17 protein-coding genes are annotated in these 17808 nt (G+C 67.3%); 8 read left to right on the forward strand and 9 right to left on the reverse strand.

Annotated elements, in window-relative coordinates:
- Positions 1 to 86: 86 nt before the first annotated feature.
- The gene (locus BXA00_RS27890) at positions 87 to 1325 is read right to left on the reverse strand and encodes an MFS transporter (RefSeq protein WP_076521617.1); all 1239 of its coding nucleotides are present in this window, start codon (positions 1323 to 1325) and stop codon (positions 87 to 89) included.
- A gap of 190 nt (positions 1326 to 1515) precedes the next feature.
- On the opposite strand from BXA00_RS27890, the gene BXA00_RS27895 reads away from it, so the two are divergent.
- Positions 1516 to 2349, forward strand: a complete 834-nt coding sequence (locus BXA00_RS27895; protein WP_076521618.1) for a helix-turn-helix domain-containing protein — start codon at positions 1516 to 1518, stop codon at positions 2347 to 2349.
- Positions 2350 to 2434: 85 nt separating this feature from the next.
- Positions 2435 to 5056 carry a penicillin-binding protein 1A gene (locus BXA00_RS27900; RefSeq protein ID WP_076521619.1) on the forward strand — a complete coding sequence of 874 codons (2622 nt, stop codon included), beginning with the start codon at positions 2435 to 2437 and terminating at the stop codon, positions 5054 to 5056.
- Between the two features lie 64 nt (positions 5057 to 5120).
- Here the strand turns inward: BXA00_RS27900 and BXA00_RS27905 are convergent, their stop codons facing one another.
- Complete coding sequence (locus tag BXA00_RS27905) at positions 5121 to 5834, reverse strand: metallophosphoesterase (protein WP_076521620.1); 714 nt, start codon at positions 5832 to 5834, stop codon at positions 5121 to 5123.
- A gap of 261 nt (positions 5835 to 6095) precedes the next feature.
- Between BXA00_RS27905 and BXA00_RS27910 the strand changes: the two genes are divergently transcribed.
- Together BXA00_RS27910 and BXA00_RS27915 are read left to right on the forward strand one after the other, a co-directional pair.
- Entirely contained in the window at positions 6096 to 7271 is a 1176-nt protein-coding gene (locus BXA00_RS27910) for a PepSY domain-containing protein (protein WP_076521621.1), read from the forward strand.
- Positions 7268 to 7465 carry a hypothetical protein gene (locus tag BXA00_RS27915; protein WP_076521622.1) on the forward strand — a complete coding sequence of 66 codons (198 nt, stop codon included), beginning with the start codon at positions 7268 to 7270 and terminating at the stop codon, positions 7463 to 7465. The genes BXA00_RS27910 and BXA00_RS27915 overlap by 4 nt, the downstream gene beginning before the upstream one ends.
- Before the next feature lie 58 nt (positions 7466 to 7523).
- Here BXA00_RS27915 and BXA00_RS27920 read toward each other — a convergent pair whose 3' ends face one another.
- Positions 7524 to 8348: an aldo/keto reductase gene (locus tag BXA00_RS27920; RefSeq protein ID WP_076521623.1), complete on the reverse strand. Its 825-nt coding sequence runs from the start codon at positions 8346 to 8348 to the stop codon at positions 7524 to 7526.
- A gap of 270 nt (positions 8349 to 8618) precedes the next feature.
- On the opposite strand from BXA00_RS27920, the gene BXA00_RS27925 reads away from it, so the two are divergent.
- Complete coding sequence (locus BXA00_RS27925; protein ID WP_076521624.1) at positions 8619 to 10424, forward strand: ABC transporter ATP-binding protein/permease; 1806 nt, start codon at positions 8619 to 8621, stop codon at positions 10422 to 10424.
- A gap of 51 nt (positions 10425 to 10475) precedes the next feature.
- Complete coding sequence (locus BXA00_RS27930; protein WP_076521625.1) at positions 10476 to 10865, forward strand: Rieske (2Fe-2S) protein; 390 nt, start codon at positions 10476 to 10478, stop codon at positions 10863 to 10865.
- Positions 10866 to 10886: 21 nt separating this feature from the next.
- Here BXA00_RS27930 and BXA00_RS27935 read toward each other — a convergent pair whose 3' ends face one another.
- Positions 10887 to 11873 (reverse strand): bile acid:sodium symporter family protein, encoded by a 987-nt coding sequence (locus BXA00_RS27935; RefSeq protein WP_076521626.1) that lies wholly within the window; start codon positions 11871 to 11873, stop codon positions 10887 to 10889.
- 110 nt (positions 11874 to 11983) lie between these two features.
- Between BXA00_RS27935 and BXA00_RS27940 the strand changes: the two genes are divergently transcribed.
- Entirely contained in the window at positions 11984 to 12826 is an 843-nt protein-coding gene (locus tag BXA00_RS27940) for a LysR family transcriptional regulator (protein WP_076521627.1), read from the forward strand.
- A gap of 68 nt (positions 12827 to 12894) precedes the next feature.
- Here BXA00_RS27940 and BXA00_RS27945 read toward each other — a convergent pair whose 3' ends face one another.
- The 3 genes from BXA00_RS27945 to BXA00_RS27955 all read right to left on the reverse strand — a co-directional run bounded on the left by BXA00_RS27945 (position 12895) and on the right by BXA00_RS27955 (position 15192).
- Complete coding sequence (locus BXA00_RS27945) at positions 12895 to 13206, reverse strand: hypothetical protein (protein WP_076521628.1); 312 nt, start codon at positions 13204 to 13206, stop codon at positions 12895 to 12897.
- A gap of 115 nt (positions 13207 to 13321) precedes the next feature.
- Complete coding sequence (locus BXA00_RS27950) at positions 13322 to 14200, reverse strand: N-formylglutamate amidohydrolase (protein WP_076521629.1); 879 nt, start codon at positions 14198 to 14200, stop codon at positions 13322 to 13324.
- A 2-nt stretch (positions 14201 to 14202) separates the two neighbouring features.
- A complete protein-coding gene (locus BXA00_RS27955) occupies positions 14203 to 15192 on the reverse strand; it encodes a tripartite tricarboxylate transporter substrate binding protein (RefSeq protein ID WP_076521630.1) in 990 nt (329 codons plus the stop codon).
- 106 nt (positions 15193 to 15298) lie between these two features.
- Between BXA00_RS27955 and BXA00_RS27960 the strand changes: the two genes are divergently transcribed.
- Positions 15299 to 16234: a LysR substrate-binding domain-containing protein gene (locus tag BXA00_RS27960; protein WP_076521631.1), complete on the forward strand. Its 936-nt coding sequence runs from the start codon at positions 15299 to 15301 to the stop codon at positions 16232 to 16234.
- A 113-nt stretch (positions 16235 to 16347) separates the two neighbouring features.
- Here the strand turns inward: BXA00_RS27960 and BXA00_RS29525 are convergent, their stop codons facing one another.
- Together BXA00_RS29525 and BXA00_RS27970 are read right to left on the reverse strand one after the other, a co-directional pair.
- Entirely contained in the window at positions 16348 to 16563 is a 216-nt protein-coding gene (locus tag BXA00_RS29525; protein ID WP_006388022.1) for a hypothetical protein, read from the reverse strand.
- Between the two features lie 99 nt (positions 16564 to 16662).
- Positions 16663 to 17769: an AGE family epimerase/isomerase gene (locus tag BXA00_RS27970; protein ID WP_076521632.1), complete on the reverse strand. Its 1107-nt coding sequence runs from the start codon at positions 17767 to 17769 to the stop codon at positions 16663 to 16665.
- Positions 17770 to 17808: the final 39 nt, after the last annotated feature.

The raw sequence follows: 17808 nt of genomic DNA on the forward strand, positions 1-17808 counted from the left end.
CCACTTTGCAGTAATTGACAGTTAACTTGCGCAAAAAACCGCAAATTTTGCAGGGCGACGGCGTGGGCCTACCGGAAAACCCGCATTCAGGCGCGCGGGCGCGCGCCCCGCGGCAGCAGGATGGCCACCACGCCCAGCAGCGGCAGATAGGCGCAGACCTGGTAGACATAGGCGATGCTGGTGGCATCGGCCAGCTTGCCCAGCGCGGCGGCGCCCAGGCCGCCCATACCGAAGGCGAAGCCGAAGAAAAGCCCCGCGATCATGCCGACCTTGCCCGGAACCAGCTCCTGGGCATAGACCACGATCGCGGAAAACGCCGACGCCAGCACCACGCCAATGATCACGACCAGCACGCCCGTCCAGAAAAGGTCGGCGTGCGGCAGCAGCAGCGTAAAGGGCGCGACGCCCAGGATCGACACCCAGATGACGATCTTGCGGCCGATGCGGTCCCCGACCGGTCCGCCCACCACCGTGCCCACCGCCACGGCGGCCAGGAACAGGAAGAGATAAAGCTGCGCCTCGCGCACCGACAGCGCGAACTTGTCGATCAGGTAGAACGTGAAGTAGCTGTTCAGGCTGGCCAGGTAGAAGTACTTGGAAAACACCAGCACGCCCAGGACGCCCAAGGCCCCCAGCACCTGCTTGCGCGACAGCCCGTTATCCGCGCCGTCGCGGCGCGCGCGCGGCTTGAGCAGCACGCGGTTGGCGGCATACCAGCGCCCGATCCGCATCAACACGACGATGCCGAACAGCGCCGCCAGCGAGAACCACGCCACGCTGCCCTGGCCGTGCGGAATGATGAAAAGCGCCGCCAGCAGCGGCCCCAGCGCCGACCCCACATTGCCGCCCACCTGGAACAGCGACTGCGCCAGCCCGTGCCGCCCCCCCGAGGCCATGCGCGCCACGCGCGAGGACTCCGGATGGAACACCGACGAGCCCGTGCCCACCAGCACCGCCGCCGCCAGCAGCCAGCCGAAGGACGGCGCCATCGACAGCATCAGCAACCCCGCCAGCGTAAAGCCCATGCCCACGGGCAGCGAGTACGGCTTGGGATGCCGGTCGGTGTAGAAGCCGATGAACGGCTGCAGCAACGAGGCGGCGAGCTGGTAGACCAGCGTGATCAGCCCGATCTGCGTGAACGTCAGGCTGAACGAATCCTTGAGCATGGGATAGATGGCGAGCAGGATCGACTGGATCATGTCGTTCATCAGATGCGCCACGCTGATCGCGCCCAGCACCTTGAAGGCCGTGGACGGATCGGACGCGGGAGCGGCGGCGGCAGGAGCGGCGGGGATGGCGGCGGCGGGATTCTGGGCGGAGTTCATGGAGCGCCTGCGAGAGGAATGGGCCAGCGGGGAATGAATCACCGGGGGACGGACCAGCCGGTCCCCGGAATCAGCCGTCAGTGTAGAAATCCGGTCGCAAAGCGATCTGCCAATTTCCGTCGGCAAAGTGACAAAATAGGCCAGCCGCGCTTTCAGGCATCCCGCTCATCCTTTCGTCGGAAGTGACATCATGGCCGCCCGTCCCGCCCTCGTGCGCGATCCTGCCCGCAGCATTGACGCGCAGGACTACCAGCACCGCCCCCGCGTGGTCACCGCGATGGCCAAGGAGTTTGCCGCCGGCGCGCAGACCGGCTCGCACTCGCACCCGCGCGCCCAGCTCATCTATGCGGTTGACGGCGTCATGCGGGTCACCACGCCCAGCGGCTTCTGGGCGCTGCCGCCGCTGCGCGCACTCTGGGTGCCTGCCGGCGTGCCGCATGGCGTGGACATGGTGGGCGCGGTCTCCATGCGTTCGCTCTACATCCAGGCCGACGCGGCCCGGGATTATTGGCCGCAATGCCAGGTGATCGAGGTCAGCGGCCTGCTGCGCGAGCTGATCCTGGCGCTGACCGCCGAACCCATCGACTACCCGCTGGGGGGACGGAGCGAACAGATCGCCGCGCTGATCCTCGCGGAACTGGCGGCCGCGCGCGTCGTGCCCATCCAGATACCCTGGCCGCGCGACCGGCGCCTGCAGGCCATCTGCGCGGCCATCCTGGACCAGCCCGGCCTGCAGCGCGGCATCGAAGACTGGGGTAGCGAGGTCGGCGCCAGCGCCCGCACGCTGATCCGCCTGTTCCAGTCCGAGCTGGGCCTCAATTACCGGCAATGGGTGCAGCAGGTGCGGCTGGCCGATGCGGTCTGCCGGCTGTCGCTGGGCGTGCCGGTGGCGCGCATCGCGTCGGACCTGGGCTACCGCAGCGCCAGCGCATTCTCGGCCATGTTCCACCGCGCGCTGGGCGCACCGCCCCACCGCTACCTGCAATCCGTCCCCGGCGTGACCAGAAACCTGAACGAAAGCTGAACCCCTCGGGCACAGCCAGATTTCGTTACCGAAACCTTATCGGGCCCTGGGCGGTCTATACCGTTCTGCCCTAGAATCGCCTGCAATGAGCAATCCCCAGCAATCCTCCGCCACCCCGGGCGGCAAATCGGGCCTTCCCTGGAAACCTCTCCTGGTCAAAGCGGGCATCGCCGCGGCCGGCGCAGCCCTGTGCGGCGCCGTCCTGCTCGGCCTCGCGCTCGCCCTGGCGTGGCCCAGCCTGCCCGACCTGCACGCGATGACCGACTACCGGCCGCGCGTGCCGCTGCGCGTCTATACCGCCGACAAGGTGCTGATCGGCGAGTACGGCGAAGAACACCGCAACGTGCTGCGCTTCGATGAAATCCCCCCCGTGATGCGGCAGGCCGTGCTGGCGGCCGAGGACGACCGTTTCTACAGCCACGGCGGCGTCGATTGGATGGGCGTGGCGCGCGCCGTGCTGACCAACATCGTCAAGGGCTCCAAGTCCCAGGGCGGCAGCACGATCACCATGCAGGTCGCGCGCAACTTCTACCTGTCGTCGGAAAAGACGTACTCGCGCAAGTTCTACGAACTGCTGCTGACGTTCAAGATCGAATCCGAGCTCACCAAGGACCAGATCCTCGAGCTCTACATGAACCAGATCTACCTGGGCCATCGGGCCTATGGATTCGCGGCCGCCTCGCGCACGTACTTCGGCAAGCCGCTGTCCGAGGTCACCCCGGCCGAAGCCGCCATGCTGGCCGGCATTCCGAAGGCGCCGTCGCGCTTCAATCCCATCACCAACTTCCCGCGCGCGGAGATCCGGCAGCACTACGTGCTGGGCCGCATGAAGACGCTGGGTTACCTGACGCCGGAGCAGACCGACGAGGCCCTGAAACAGCGCCTCACGATCCGCGGCACCGAGGGCGGCAGCGCGCGCGGCTTCGCGGTGCACGGCGACTATCCGGCCGAGCTGGCCCGCCAGCTGATGTACGGCATCTTCCAGGAAGACACCTACTCCAAGGGCATCGACGTCTACACCACCATCGACTCCAAGGCCCAGGAGGCCGCTTACCGCGCCGTGCGCGACGGCATCATCGACTACACGCGCCGCGCCGTCTATCCGGGCCCGGAAGAACAGGTCGACCTGCCCGACGGCGTGGAAAAGGACGCGCAGGCGCTCGACGAGATCCTGGATGGCGTGCAGGAAAAGTCCCCCGACAGCGAAGACCTGCTCTCCGCCGTCGTGCTGGCCGCCAGTCCCACCGAAGTCACCGTCGCGCGCAGCGGGCGCGACATCATCACGATTTCGGACAAGAAGGCCCTGGCGGTCGTCGCCCGCGCGCTCAATCCCAAGGCCAGCGACAGCCAGCGCATCCGCCGCGGTTCCGTGGTCTACATCCACAAGAACGGCGACAACTGGGAGATCATCAACATGCCCGCGCTGCAGGCGGCGCTGGTGTCGATGGTGCCGCAGGATGGCGCCATCCGCGCCATGATCGGCGGGTTTGACTTCAACCGCGGCCATTTCAACCGCGTCACGCAGGCATGGCGCCAGCCGGGCTCCAACATCAAGCCCTTCGTCTATGCGGCCGCGCTGGAACGCGGCCTCACGCCCGCCACGCAGATCTCGGACCAGCCCTTCATGCTGACGGCCGAGCAGACCGGCTCCAAGGCGTGGCAACCCAAGAACGACGGCAACAAATACGAGCCCATGCTGACCCTGCGCCAGGGGCTCATGCGTTCCAAGAACATGGTGTCGATCCGCATCCTGCAGGCCATTTCGCCGCAGTACGCGCAGGACTACCTGACGCGCTTCGGCTTTGACAAGTCGCGCTGGCCGGCCGTGCTGCCGCTCGCCCTGGGCGCGGGCGGCGCCACGCCGCTGCAGGTCGCCAACGGCTACAGCGTGTTTGCCAATGGCGGCTACCGCGTCACGCCCTATCTCATCGACCACGTCACCGACCGCTCCGGCAACGTGCTGATGCAGGCGCAGCCCGTCGTGGCCGGCGACGCCCAGGCGCGCGCCATCGACCCGCGCACCGCCTGGGTCATGGACGACATCCTGCGCGACGTCACCGTCAACGGCACGGCCGCGCGCGCGCACCAGGTGCTCAAGCGCAACGACATCGGCGGCAAGACCGGCACCACGAACGACGCCGTGGACGTCTGGTTCTCGGGCTTCACGCCCACCCTGGCCACCACCGTGTGGATGGGCTTTGACCAGCCCAAGTCGCTGGGCACCAATGAATTCGGCAGCGGCCTGGCGCTGAGCACCTGGCTGGATTACATGCAGCCGGTCCTCAAGGGCGTGCCCGAAGCCAAGCCCGCGCCGCGCCCCGACGGCCTGCTGGTGGACAACGGCGAGTACTACTTCTCCGAGTTCCCGCCCGGGCAGGCGGTCGCCTCGCTGGACCTCTCCTCGGGCGACGCGCTGACCGACTTCCTGAACAACAACCGTTCGACTGACGGCGTCGACACCTCGGTCAAGCCGCTGCCCCCCGGCGGCGCCGCCGCGCCCCAGGACAGCCCCATCCAGCCGCCCTTGATGCCGATTCCCGTGCCGCGCGCCGACAACGCCCTCGCCGCGCCGCCTGCCCAGGCCATTCCCGCTGGCGGCGGCGCCCCGGCGCAGGCCATCCCGGCCGCGGGCGCGCCCGCCGATCCGGACGGCGCACGCGCCAGCGCGGTCACCAGCCCGGGCACGGTGACGGCCCGGCCGCTTTAACAGCGCCGCGCAACACGCAAAACGGGCGCCTCGGCGCCCGTTTTTTTACTTCTGCCCCGCCGCCTCAACTGGCGGGTGCGGGGTCGGTCACGACCTCACGCGGCCACGCCCGCAGGGATTCGAGGTCCAGGAAGGTGAAGTAGCCTTCATTCCAGCCTTCCGTGTCGATGTGGTAGACGTTGCCCAGCGCCAGCGGCGAAGGCACCGGGGTATGCCCCGCCACCACGGCCCGCACGCCCAGGATGCCCGTGCGGTCCATCTGCCGCAGGCGGTCTCGCGACCACTGGCAGGCCGCGCTGGTGCGCTTGTAGCGGTCCTGCAACGCGGATTCGAGCCGGGGCCAGAACAGCACGGGGCAATCGGCGTGCAGCAGCCCCACCGCGCCCGCCGAGGTCTCCACCTCGATGGCGATGGGAAGCCGGGTGAACGCCTCGGCAAACACCGCCTGCCGCTCGGCAGGCAGATCCAGGAACCAGCCGCCGCCATAACCGCGCCAGTTCATCACGTCCACCTCGCCGGTGCGCACGTGGCGGATCGCGTAGTCCTCATGATTGCCCTGCACGGCGTGGAACCAGGGCTGCGCCAGCCATTCCAGCGCCGCCTCGCTCTCGGGGCCGCGGTCGACCAGGTCGCCCACGGAAAACAGCCGGTCGTAGGCGGGGTCGAACCCCAATTCGTCCAGCGCGCGCTGCAGGCGCGAAAAATGTCCGTGCACGTCGCCCACCGCGAAATCGCGGCCGGACGCGTTGCGCGGGACCTTCAGAAAACGTTGCTCCATGGTGTTTCGGGTTGCCGCAGGGAAAAAACTGACCCTTCTTTTTAACCCGCTTTTCCGCGCTTCCGGCATAGGCCCGGTTGCCGAAAGGGTCATACGCACAACGGGCTAATGAACAACGGGCGAATGAACAACGGCAAATGAACAACGGCAAATGAACAACCGGCAAATAGCGATACGAGAATCGCTCTTGTTCGTGATAATGTTGGCTCCTCCCGTTCTGCCCTGCAAGGAATCGGCGCAAGCCGCCTTCCCGCCGTCGCCATGACCGCCGCATCCACCATCAAAACCTGGTATCTGGTCCATAAATGGACCAGCCTGGTCTGTACGATTTTCCTGCTCATCATCTGCCTGACCGGGCTGCCGCTCGTGTTCCACCACGAAATCGAGCACTGGCTGGATGACGCCAAGCCGCTATCGCAGGTGCCGCCCGGCACGCCCCCGGCCAACCTTGACACCCTGGTCGCCAACGCACGCGCCATGTACCCGAACGAGGTCGTGGATTACCTCTTCTTCGACCCCGACGAGCCCCAGGTCTTCGTCGGCATGGCCAAGACGCCGGGCGACGGCCAGGCCTCGGGCCACGCCATCCGCATGGACGCTCGCACGGGCGACGTGCTGCTGGACGGCCCGCTGTATACCGAGGACAAGTTTTCCTTCATGGGCGTCATGCTCGCGTTGCACGTGGACCTTTTCGCGGGCCTGGCCGGCGAGCTGTTCCTCGGCTTCATGGGCCTGCTGTTCTGCGTGGCCATCGTATCCGGCGTCGTGCTCTACGGCCCCTTCATGAAGAAGCTGGAATTCGGCACCGTGCGCGCCGCGCGGTCGACGCGCCTGAAATGGCTGGACCTGCACAATCTGCTGGGCATCGTCACGCTGGTGTGGGCGCTGGTCGTGGGCATCACGGGCGTCATCAACGAGCTGTCCACGCCGCTGTTCCGGCTGTGGCAATCCACCGAGCTGCCGCGCGTCCTGGAGCCCTACAAGGGCCAGCCCATCCCCACGCAACTGGCGTCGGCGCAGCTTGCCGCGGACACCGCGCGCAAGGCCATGCCCGGCAATGAGGTGTCGTTCATTTCCTTCCCCGGCAACGCCTTTGGCAGTCCGCAGCATTTCATCGCCTGGATGCGCGGCGACTCGCCCCTGACCTCCAAGCTGAACACGCCCGTGCTGGTGGACGGCCGGACCGGCGAACTCACGACCGTGGCCCGCATGCCGTGGTACCTGACCGCGCTGGAAGTGTCGCGCCCGCTGCATTTCGGCGATTACGGCGGCCTGCCGCTCAAGATCATCTGGGCCCTGCTCGACCTGGTCACCATCGTCGTGCTGGTCAGCGGACTGTATCTGTGGCTGGCGCGCCGCCGCGCCACCGAAGCGCGCATCAACGAACTCATCAAGAAACACCAGGCCGCCGCGGCCCCGCAAAGGACGCCCGCATGACCCCTACGCCAGGCAAGCGCGGCCGCGGTTTCCTGTTTGTCTGGGGCGCGCCCATCGTGCTGGGTGTCCTCAGCATCTTCGGCCTGCTGGCGGCGCTGCTGGGCACGGGCGCCTGGCATTGGGCGTCCTGGACCACCCTGAGCCTGCTGCTCGTGGTCATCGTGCGCTATTGGGCCTTTCCACCCAAGCGCTAGCGAGCCCCCCCGGCCGGCCCCGCGGCCCCGCGCGCCGCGGCAACCATCCGGGATCGCGCTACGCGAACTTCTGCGGGTCCGGCCCCAGCCGCGGGCCTTCCTTGATGCCGTCGATGGCCGCCATGTCCTCGGACGACAGCTCGAAATCGAACACGTCGATATTCTCGCGGATGCGGGCCGGCGTGACGGACTTCGGAATCACGACCAGGCCATGCTGCAAATGCCAGCGCAGCGTCACCTGGGCGGGCGACTTGCCGTGCTTCTGCGCCAGGTCCAGGATCACCTTTTCCTGGGTGATGCGGCCTTGCGCCAGCGGGCTCCAGGACTCGGTCACGATGCCGTGCTTCGCATGAAAGGCCCGCAATGCGGTCTGCGTGAAACCCGGGTGCAGTTCGATCTGGTTGACCGCGGGCGCAACGCCGGACGCATCCATCAGGCGCTCCAGGTTGGACTGTGTGAAATTGGACACGCCGATCGCGCGCGCGCGGCCGTCTTCCTTCATCTCGACCATGGCGCGCCAGGCGTCCAGGAACTTCTCGCTGCCGGCGACCGGCCAGTGGATGAGGTACAAGTCCACATAGGCCAGGCCCAGTTTCTCCAGGCTCTCGTCCATGGCTTTGTGCGCATCGTCGTAGCCGTGCTTGTCGTTCCAGAGCTTGGTCGTGATGAACAGGTCCTTGCGCGCCACGCCGGCCGAACGCAGGCCGACGCCCACGCCCGCTTCGTTGCCATAGATGGCCGCCGTGTCCACCGACCGGTAACCTGCCGCCAGCGCTTCCTTCACGCTGGAGGCCGCCTGATCGTCCGGCACCTGCCAGACCCCCAGGCCCAACTGCGGAATCTTGCCCCCGTCGTTCAATTTCACTGTGGGTACCTTCGCCATAAGACCCTCCGTAGCTTGCGACACGACGCCCGCGCGGCGAATACGCGCCAGGTCGCGCAACCAGGGATGCAGCCGGACGGATCCCTGGATGAAAGAGAAAAATCGGGCCCGACGCGCTGCGCCCGTGCCGAAATACCGCCTTGATCGCCCCCGGTCCAGGACCATCCGGCCCAGGGGTTATCCCTCGAATAGTACCGCCGGTGCTCCATAATGCCCTCCAAACGGTGTAACTCCCCTGGCGCAGGCGCCCTCAACCACGGCATTGCGAGCATGAATCCTTCAGAAACGCCGCCCCGCAAGGGCGGTGGCTTTTCCACGCTTCGGACCCTCTTTCCCTACCTGTGGCCGCCCGGCAAGACCGGCCTGAAAGCGCGCGTCGTGGCCGCGCTGCTGTGCCTGTTCGCCGCCAAGGCCGCGACCGTCTATGTGCCGTTGTTATACAAGCAGGCGGTGGACGAACTGGGCAAGGGCGCGCCCGGCACCGTGACGGTGCCGCTGGGCCTGATCCTGGCCTACGGCACCGCGCGGGTGCTGTCGCTGCTGTTCTCGGAGCTGCGCGACGCCCTCTTCGCGCGTGTCGGCCAGCACGCGATCCGCTCGGTCGGCATGCAGATCTTCCGCCACCTGCACGGCCTGGCGCTGCGTTTTCACCTGGCCCGCCAGACCGGCGGCCTGAACCGCGCCATCGAACGCGGCACCAAGGGCATCCAGACGCTGCTGTCGTTCCTGCTCTTCAACATCCTGCCGACCTTCTTCGAGATCGGCCTGGTCTGCGTCGTGCTGTGGAAGATGTTCGACGGCTGGCTGGCGCTGGCCACGGGCGCCACGGTCACGCTCTACATGGCCTACACGCTGGCCGTCACGGAATGGCGCACCAAGTTCCGGCGCCAGATGAACGAAACGGACTCCGAAGCCAACACCAAGGCCATCGAAAGCCTGCTGAACTACGAGACCGTCAAATACTTCGGCAACGAGGAACACGAAGCGCGGCGCTACGACGCCTCGCTGACCCGCTACGAACGCGCGGCCGTGCGCAGCCAGGTCAGCCTCTCGATCCTGAACGTGGGCCAGGCCGCCATCATTTCCGTGGGGCTGACCCTGGTCATGTGGATGGCGGCCAATGGCATCGCCGAAGGCCGCTACACGCTGGGCGACTTCGTGCTGGTCAACACCTACCTGCTGCAGCTCTACACGCCGCTCAGCTTCTTTGGCTTCATCTACCGGGAAATCAAGCAGGCGCTGATCGACATGGAGCGCATGTTCGAACTGCTGGGCCAGGACCGCGAGGTGGCGGACCGCCCGGGCGCCATGCCGCTGCGGATCGCGGGCGGCGCGGTCGAATTCCGCGACGTGCATTTCGGCTATGACCCGCGCCGCTCCATCCTGAAGGGCGTCAGCTTCACCATCCCCGCCGGCAAGACGGTGGCCGTCGTCGGCACGTCCGGCGCGGGCAAGTCCACGATCGCGCGCCTGCTGTTCCGCTTTTACGACGCCGACCGCGGCGCCATCCTGATCGACGGCCAGGACGTGCGCGACGTCACGCAGGCCAGCGTCAGGGCCGCGATCGGCGTCGTGCCGCAGGACACCGTGCTTTTCAACGACACCATCCGCTACAACATCGGCTACGGCCGGCCCGGCGCCACGGATGCAGAGATCGAGGCCGCCGCGCGGCTGGCGCACATCCACGACCTCATCCTGACGATGCCGGACGGCTACGAGACCAAAGTGGGAGAGCGCGGCCTGAAGCTGTCGGGCGGCGAAAAACAGCGCGTGGCCATCGCCCGCACGATCCTCAAGAACCCGGCCATCTTCCTCTTCGACGAAGCCACCAGCGCGCTGGACACCCATACGGAACGCGAGATCCAGGCGAACCTGCGCGAGGTCAGCCAGGGCCGTAGTACGCTGATCATCGCGCACCGGCTGTCCACGGTGGCGGACGCGGACGAGATCATCGTGCTGGCCGACGGCCGCATCGTCGAACGCGGACGCCATTCGCAATTGCTGGCCCAGGGCGGCATCTACGCCGGCATGTGGACCCGCCAGCAGGAAAGCGCGCAGGCGGCGCCGGCCGATTGACAAGCCGCGCGCCCTGTCCGAACATCGCACCCTTTGCTTGCCAGGCCTTCCATGCAGGAATCTCCCTCCCTACCCGAAGTGCGCGTCTGCGCCGCGGCCGACCTGGTCAACGGCGGCCTGGGCGTCAAGGTGCCCGTCACCGACGGCGCGGGCCGCACCACCGCCTTCTTCGTGCGCTACCAGGACCGCGTGCACGGCTACCTGAACCGCTGCGCCCACGTCGGCGTCGAACTGGATTGGGAAGGCAGCTTCTTCACGCGCGCGGGCGACCTCATCATGTGCGCGCGCCACGGCGCCACCTATCAGCCCGACACCGGCCTGTGCGTGGGCGGTCCCTGCAAGAACGGGCGCCTGACCGCCCTGGCCGTGCAGGAGCGCGACGGCAGCGTGTTCTGGCTGCCCGCGGGCAAGATCCGCCCCCTGGACGCGGACAACGGCTGACCCCGCACGGCGCCGCGCGGCCTACGCCCGGGCCACCGCCGCCGCCTGCGCCGGCTCGGCGCGTTCGGCATAGCGCCGCGCCAGCACCGCGCAGACCATGAGCTGCATCTGGTGAAAAAGCATCAGCGGCAGCAACACCACCCCCATCTGCGACGTGCCGAACAGTACGGTCGCGAGCGGAATGCCGGACGCCAGCGACTTCTTCGATCCGCAGAAGACCAGCGTGATCTCGTTTTCCTTGGACAGCCCCAGCTTGCGGCTGCCCCAGGTCGTGATCAGCAGCACCGATCCCAGCAACAGCGCATTCACCAGCAACATGGTCGCCAGGTCGATGGCCGGGAACGCGTGCCAGATCCCTTGCGCAACCGCCTCGCTGAACGCGGTATAGACCGCCAGCAGGATCGAACTGCGATCCACCTTGGCCAGCGTGCGGCTGTTGCGCTGCGCCCATGCGCCGATCCACGGCCGCAGCAGGCTGCCCACCGCGAACGGCAACAGCAGTTGCAGCAGGATGCGGCCGGCGTCGGCCAACCCGTGGCCGCCGCCCTGGCGATGCAGCAGCAGCGCGACGAGCAGCGGCGTCACCACGGTGCCCAGCAGATTGGAGGCGGTCGCCGCGCAGATGGCGCCCGGCACATTGCCGCGCGCCATGGAAGTGAACGCAATCGAGGACTGCACGGTCGAGGACAGCGTGCAGACGAACAGCACGCCCAGCCACAGCGACGGCACCAGCAAGCCGGGGAACAGGGCCCGCAGGGCCAGCCCCAGGGCGGGAAACAGCAGGAAGGTGCACGCCAGGATCAGCGCATGCAGCCGCACGTCCTTGACGCCGGCCACGATGGCGTCCGTGGACAGCCGCGCCCCATGCAGAAAGAACAGCAGCGAAATGGCCACGTTGCTTGCCACCATCATGAAGGTCGCGCCCTTGCCCACGGCGGGGAAGAAACTGGCGAATACGACGGTGGCGATCAGGATGAGCGTGAATTGGTCAGGCAGGAAACGGCGCATGGCAAGAGAATGTCCAGAAGTTGCGCTCACTATAGGTGCGCCTCTTGCCATCGTGAAGGCCACTGGGTACTTTAACTGTCATCGGCATTTCCTATGACAAGCCCCCGTCCATGCTCAATCCCCTGTGGCTCCAGACCTTTGCCGCGGCCGCCGGCGCGCCGAGCTTCACCGAAGCCGCCCGGCGGCTCGGCCTGACCCAGCCCACCGTCAGCGAACACATCCGGCAGCTCGAACAGGCCGTGAACCGGCGCCTCTTCCAGCGCGACACGCATTCGCTCGCCCTGACCAGCGATGGCCGCAGCCTGCTCGTCCATGCCGAGATCATCCTGGCCGCCCACGAAAAGGCCGAGCGCCTGTTCGACGCGCCGCGCCTGCGCGGCCGCATCCGGCTGGGCACATCGGACGACCTGGCGATGGGCCCCCTGCCCGATGTCCTGGCCGCGTTCCGGATCGCGCATCCCGAGGTCGAACTGGATTTGACCATCGGCGTCACCAGCGAACTCTACAAGCTGCTGGACGACAACCGCCTGGACGTGATGATCGGCAAGCGCCGGCGCGGCGACCGCCGCGGCCAGACGCTGCACAAAGAGGCGCTGCTGTGGCGCGCCAAGGAAGGCCTGCGGGTCGTGCCCGACGAGCCCCTGCCGCTGATCCTGCTGCGCGAGCCCAGCGTGACCCGCACGCTGACGCTCGATGCGCTGGCCCGCGCCGGCCGGAGCTGGCAGATCGTGTGCACCAGCACCAGCTACGCGGGCTGCCAGGCCGCCGCGCGCGCGGGCCTGGGCATCACCGTGCAACCTTCGCACCTGTCGACGGCCGGCCTGTCGGCGCCGGCGGGCGCGGCGCACCTGCCCGCCCTCCCCCAGGTCGAACTCATCGTCATCTCGGCCCCGGCGCCCAACAAGCCGACGCGCGCGTTGACGGAGATCCTGATGCGCAGCACGCTGGTCTGAAGCGCCTGGTCTGAGGCACAGACACCGGGCCGGCTCGCCTGCGCGCCGCAGCCCTGGCGCGACGGCCGCTACTCGGGCAGCGGGTCCGGCACGCCATCCGCATCGACGGACTTCACGCGGTCCAGCGCGTTGCGCGCCGCGGACATGGCTTCGATCGTGCTGCGAAAGCGCCGGCTCAGAAAGATCTCGAACGCCTGGCTCTGGGGCTCCGGCGGGGCCTGTGCCGCGTCCGGTTCCGCGCCTTCGGCCGTTGCGTCAGCCGCCGCGTCGCCTTTCACGGGCAGGCGACGCGTTTCAAGAAACGCGCGCGGCGGGATGCGCCCCTCAGGTTGCGTCGCGTACGCGACCACTGAAAATCCACTGATGATCTTCTCGGACATTCCGGTTTCCTTGGGCGCATACGTGCGGGCGCACCGACACGATCCACAACGGCCTGCCGCCAGAAAACTTAAACGGGGAAGCCCATCCGGCCCGCGCGCCGGTGCGCAGTCGATTCTATTTTGTCGACGCCGCGGCCTGGGCGCGCACGCGCACATAGGCCGCCACCTGCTCCAGCACCTGCGACAGGTCCGCGCGCAGCGACTCGAAGCCCGCATTGCGCTCGCGCGTCGCCTCGTCCATGTAAAGCGGACGGCGGATCTCGACCTGCAGGCTGTGCCGGTTGCGCGCCGGCTGGCCGATCTGCGCGATCAGTTGCACGCCTTTGTAGGGATCGTTGCGGGCCACGGTATAGCCCTTGTCGCGCAGCGCCGTCTCGATCAGCGCGATGAACTCCGGCTCGCACGTGGTGCCGTCGCGATCGCCCAGCACGAAATCGGCCAGCGGGTGTTCGCTCTGGCGGCCCAGCCGCTCGTAAGCGTCATTGGGCATGGAATGCAGGTTCAGGTGCCAGACCGCGCCAAAGCGCTGCTCGACCCGCCGGATCGCCCCCGCCAGCGCGGCGTGATAGGGCTCGTAGTACGCCTGGATGCGGTGGCGCACCTGCGCCAGCGTGAGCCGGCGGTCGTAGATCGGCGTCGCCTTGTCCATGCGGCGCCAGATCAGGCCCTTGCCCAGGCGCGTCTTCTCGCCCGGGTCCAGCGGCTCGGGCCAGGGTTCGGCCAGCAATTCCGGATCCAGGTCCTGCAGGGTGCGGTTCGGATCGATATAGACCCGCGGGAAATTTGCCGCGATCAGCGTGGCGCCCAGCGCCGGCGCCGCCGACCACAACGCGTCCACGTGCGTGTCCTCGCCCTGGCGCAATTGCGCAAGCGTCGCCGCCGCCCCGAAATCCTCGGGATAGCGCTCGCCGCTATGCGGCGAATCGCAGACCAGCGGCAAGGCCGGTCCAGTCGGTTCATGCACGGAAACTGCGGGGAAGTCGGCGGTCGTCATCGTCAGTCAGCCTTGATGTCGGCGGCCTTGGCCACTTTTGCGTAGCGGGCCAGGGCCTGGTCGATCTGCACCTGGAATTCCTGAGGCGTCGTGGGCATCAGCGTACCACCCACCTCCTCGGCCTTCTTGCGGAACTCCGGATTGTCCATCGCCGCGCGCACGGCCTTGTTCAGGCGCTCCACCACGGCTTGCGGCGTGCCGGCCGGCGCCACCAGGCCGAACCAGCCGCCGGTGCCCATGTCGGGATACCCCAGCTCGATATAGGTCGGCACGTCGGGCAGCAGCGGCGAGCGCTCGGCGCCCAGCACCGCCAACGGACGCAGCTTGCCGCCCAGCACCTGCGGCAGCGTCGACGACAGGTTGTCCGTGATCGCGTCCACCTGCCCGCCCATCACGTCGTTCAGGGCCGGGCCGGCGCCGCGATAAGGCACGTGCAGCAGCTTGATGCCGGACAGCATCATGAAGTTCTCGATATTCACATGGCCCAGCGATCCCACGCCCGGCGACGCAAAGCTGTAGCGTTCCGGCGCGCTCTTGGCCAGCGCGACAAACTCCGCCATGTTCTTGGCCGGCACGTTCGGATTGATCGCGAAGATGCTCGGTACGGCCAGCACATTGGCCACCGGCACGAAGTCCTTGACCGGGTCGTAGTTCATCTTGCGGAACACGGCCGGATTGGAGCCGTGCGTGCTCATCGTCGCCATGCCGATCGTGTAGCCGTCCGGCGTCGCGCGGGCAACTTGTTCCATGCCCAGCGAACCGCCGGCGCCGGCCTTGTTCTCGACCACGATGGTCTGCTTCAGGTCGCGGCCGGCGTATTCGGCCACCAGGCGCGCGACGATGTCCGTCGAGCCGCCGGCGGCGAACGGCACCACCAGCTTGATGGGACGGGCGGGGTAATCGGCGGCCTGCGCGATACCGGCGAAGGACAGCGTGGCAAACATGCCGGCGAGCGCAAAGCGCGCGGACCGGCCAAAAAGACGGCGTGACATGTGGCGACTCCTGAGGTTGTTGTTCTGAAGGCCGCCAGTGTCCGAACTTTACGATCCCCTTTCAAACGACTATATTGCACTCCTTCATTACCAAAGGTCATGCTCAATGCGGCTGCACTCGCCGTCCATGTCCGAGCTGCACGCCTTCGTGACGGCGGCGCGGCTGGGCAGCTTCACCCAGGCGGCCCAGGTGCTGTGCGTGACGCAGGGCGCCATCAGCCGCGCCATCTCCCGGCTGGAAGCGCATTTCGGCCAGCCCCTCATGCACCGCAACGCCCACGGTCTCACCCTGACCGAGACCGGCCGCAAGCTCTACGACGGCGCGCAATCGCCCTTGCAAGCCATCGAGGCGCTGAGCGCCGGGCTGCGCGCCGATGACCGGCGCCTGCGCCTGACTCTGTCGTCCGTGCCCACGCTGGCCAGCGCCTGGCTCGTCCCGCGCCTGCCGGACTTCCACCAGCGCCACCCCGACATCCAGCTCGGTTTCTCCGCCTACCGCCGCAACGAGGACTTCTCCGGCGCCACGCCGGACGCAAGCATCCTGTCGGGCACGCCGGCCCAATGGCCCGGCTGGCAGGCCGACTACGTGATCGGACGCGAGATGGTGGTGATCTGCCATCCAGGCCGCCTGGCGGCGCGCCAGGCGCGGGGCCAGTGGGCCACGCCGCAAGGCCTGCTGGGCGAGCCGCTGCTGTACCACACCAACGGCATGGACAACTGGGCGCAATGGTTCGCCGCGGCCGGTGTTCCGCGCGGCAACGTCGCGTTGTCGAACGGGTTTGACCAAGTGTCCATCCTGATACGCGCCGTCATGGCCGACATGGGCATTGCGGTGCTGCAGCGCTGCCTGGTGCGCGACGAACTGCTGGCCGGCCGGGTCGCCGCGCCCTTCCCCGAACTGGCCATCCGCATCGACCGCGGCTATCACCTGTGCGCGCCGGCGCAGCGGCGCGATCACTATGCGCTCGCCTGTTTTCGGCGATGGCTGCTGGAAACCGCCAGCCTCGATCCCGACGTCGTGGCGGCCGGCGCGCCCGCCTGAGGGGACGGGGTCGCCCCATCCGGTGGCGCTGGCCCCGGTCACCGCGCGCGGATCGCCCCAAATGCAACGGGCCCCGATTGGGGCCCGTGTCGTGCGAGTGGCAGTGGGAACGTTCAGGGCGCGAGCTTGAAGCCCAGGTCCACGCCCCATTTGTCGGTTTCGCGCAGCCATTTGGCGCCGCAGTTCAGGCAGCGGAAGTGGTCTTCGCGGCTTTCCTCCCGTCCCTTCTGCGTTGGGTTGGTAAATCCTTGATGTCCCAGGTGCGAATGCGGCGCGACGCCTGCAAGTCCCGGGTTAATGCGTTGGCAAGCCAAGCACATAACGCTCATTGATGCTTCCCCACAAACAGTGTTAGCAAATTGTAAGGGATTTCACCAATGTCTTTCTATTAAAAACACTTCACAGGGGAACAAAAATTGTTAACGTGATCAAGATACAACGTTTTGTAACGCCACTAGGCAGGTTGCCAGATGGTAGGGGGACGTTGACGGCATGTCGGACCGCGTCACCGCGCCCTTGGCGTCCAGACACTCGTACCACCCGCCGGGGTGCAGGAAGCGGGCGCGAAACGCGGCCAGGGCCGGCTGCAACGCGGCCAAGTCGCCCATGACGGCCAACACCCGCAGATACTCGGTCTGCGCCCAGATGCGGCGCGTGTCGTCCACCACCGCGCCGGACTCGTCCAGCGCCGCCTTCACGCCCCCGCCATCCACCCCATGATCCCTGGACCATTGCACGGCGCGCGGCAGCGATTCGGCCAGATCCAGGCCTTCGAACACCTGCGCGGAGTCCTGCACGAGCGACAGCCATTCGAACTGATGGCCCGGCTCAAGACGGTTATCCACGCTGCCCTGCAACGATTCGGCCACGCACTGCGTCGGCGCATGCACGAAGCGCTGGCTGATGCCCTGCGCCAGCTCGCGCAGATGTTGCGCGAACAACGCCGGCTCGGCGACCTGCGCCGCCGCCAGGTAGGCTTCGGTCAGGTGCATCATGGGATTTTGCGCGGGGGGTTTCAGCGGCCGGGAAAAGTCCGCACTGAGCGCCGCGTGGTACAGCGAATCGGCGGTCTTGAATCGCGCTTCGATCGTGTGCGCCGTCGCAAGCATGAGCTTGCGCGCCTGCGCATTGCGGCTGCGTTGAAAATACGCCGCGCACGCCAGCACGATGAACGCGTGCGTATAGAGATCCTGCGTGTCGTCCAGCGGACGCGCCTGCGCGTCCACGCTGTAGCGCCAGCCGCCATGCGCATCGTGAAACACGCGCGTCAAGGATTCAAAGAGGCGGTCGGCATGCTGCGCGGCCGCCATGCCCGGGGCCTGCGAAAAGACATACAACTGGCGCGCACAGGCCATCGCGCGATAACGCACCGGCGCCAATGGCTGACCGCCAGCGCCATCCAATGATTCGAAAGGCAGGCCGAGCATGTCGTTGAAACCGCGGTCCAGCCACATGGGCAACACGACCGCATCATAATGCTCGCGCAGCGCGCGGATATCGTCCGCAAGTAAGGAGTTGGTCTGTGCGGCAGCCATTTTGGAACGTCGCGAACCCGGTGCGGGCCCCATGTTTTG

The sequence above is a fragment of the Achromobacter sp. MFA1 R4 genome, from assembly GCF_900156745.1.
Classification (GTDB): Bacteria; Pseudomonadota; Gammaproteobacteria; order Burkholderiales; family Burkholderiaceae_B; genus Achromobacter.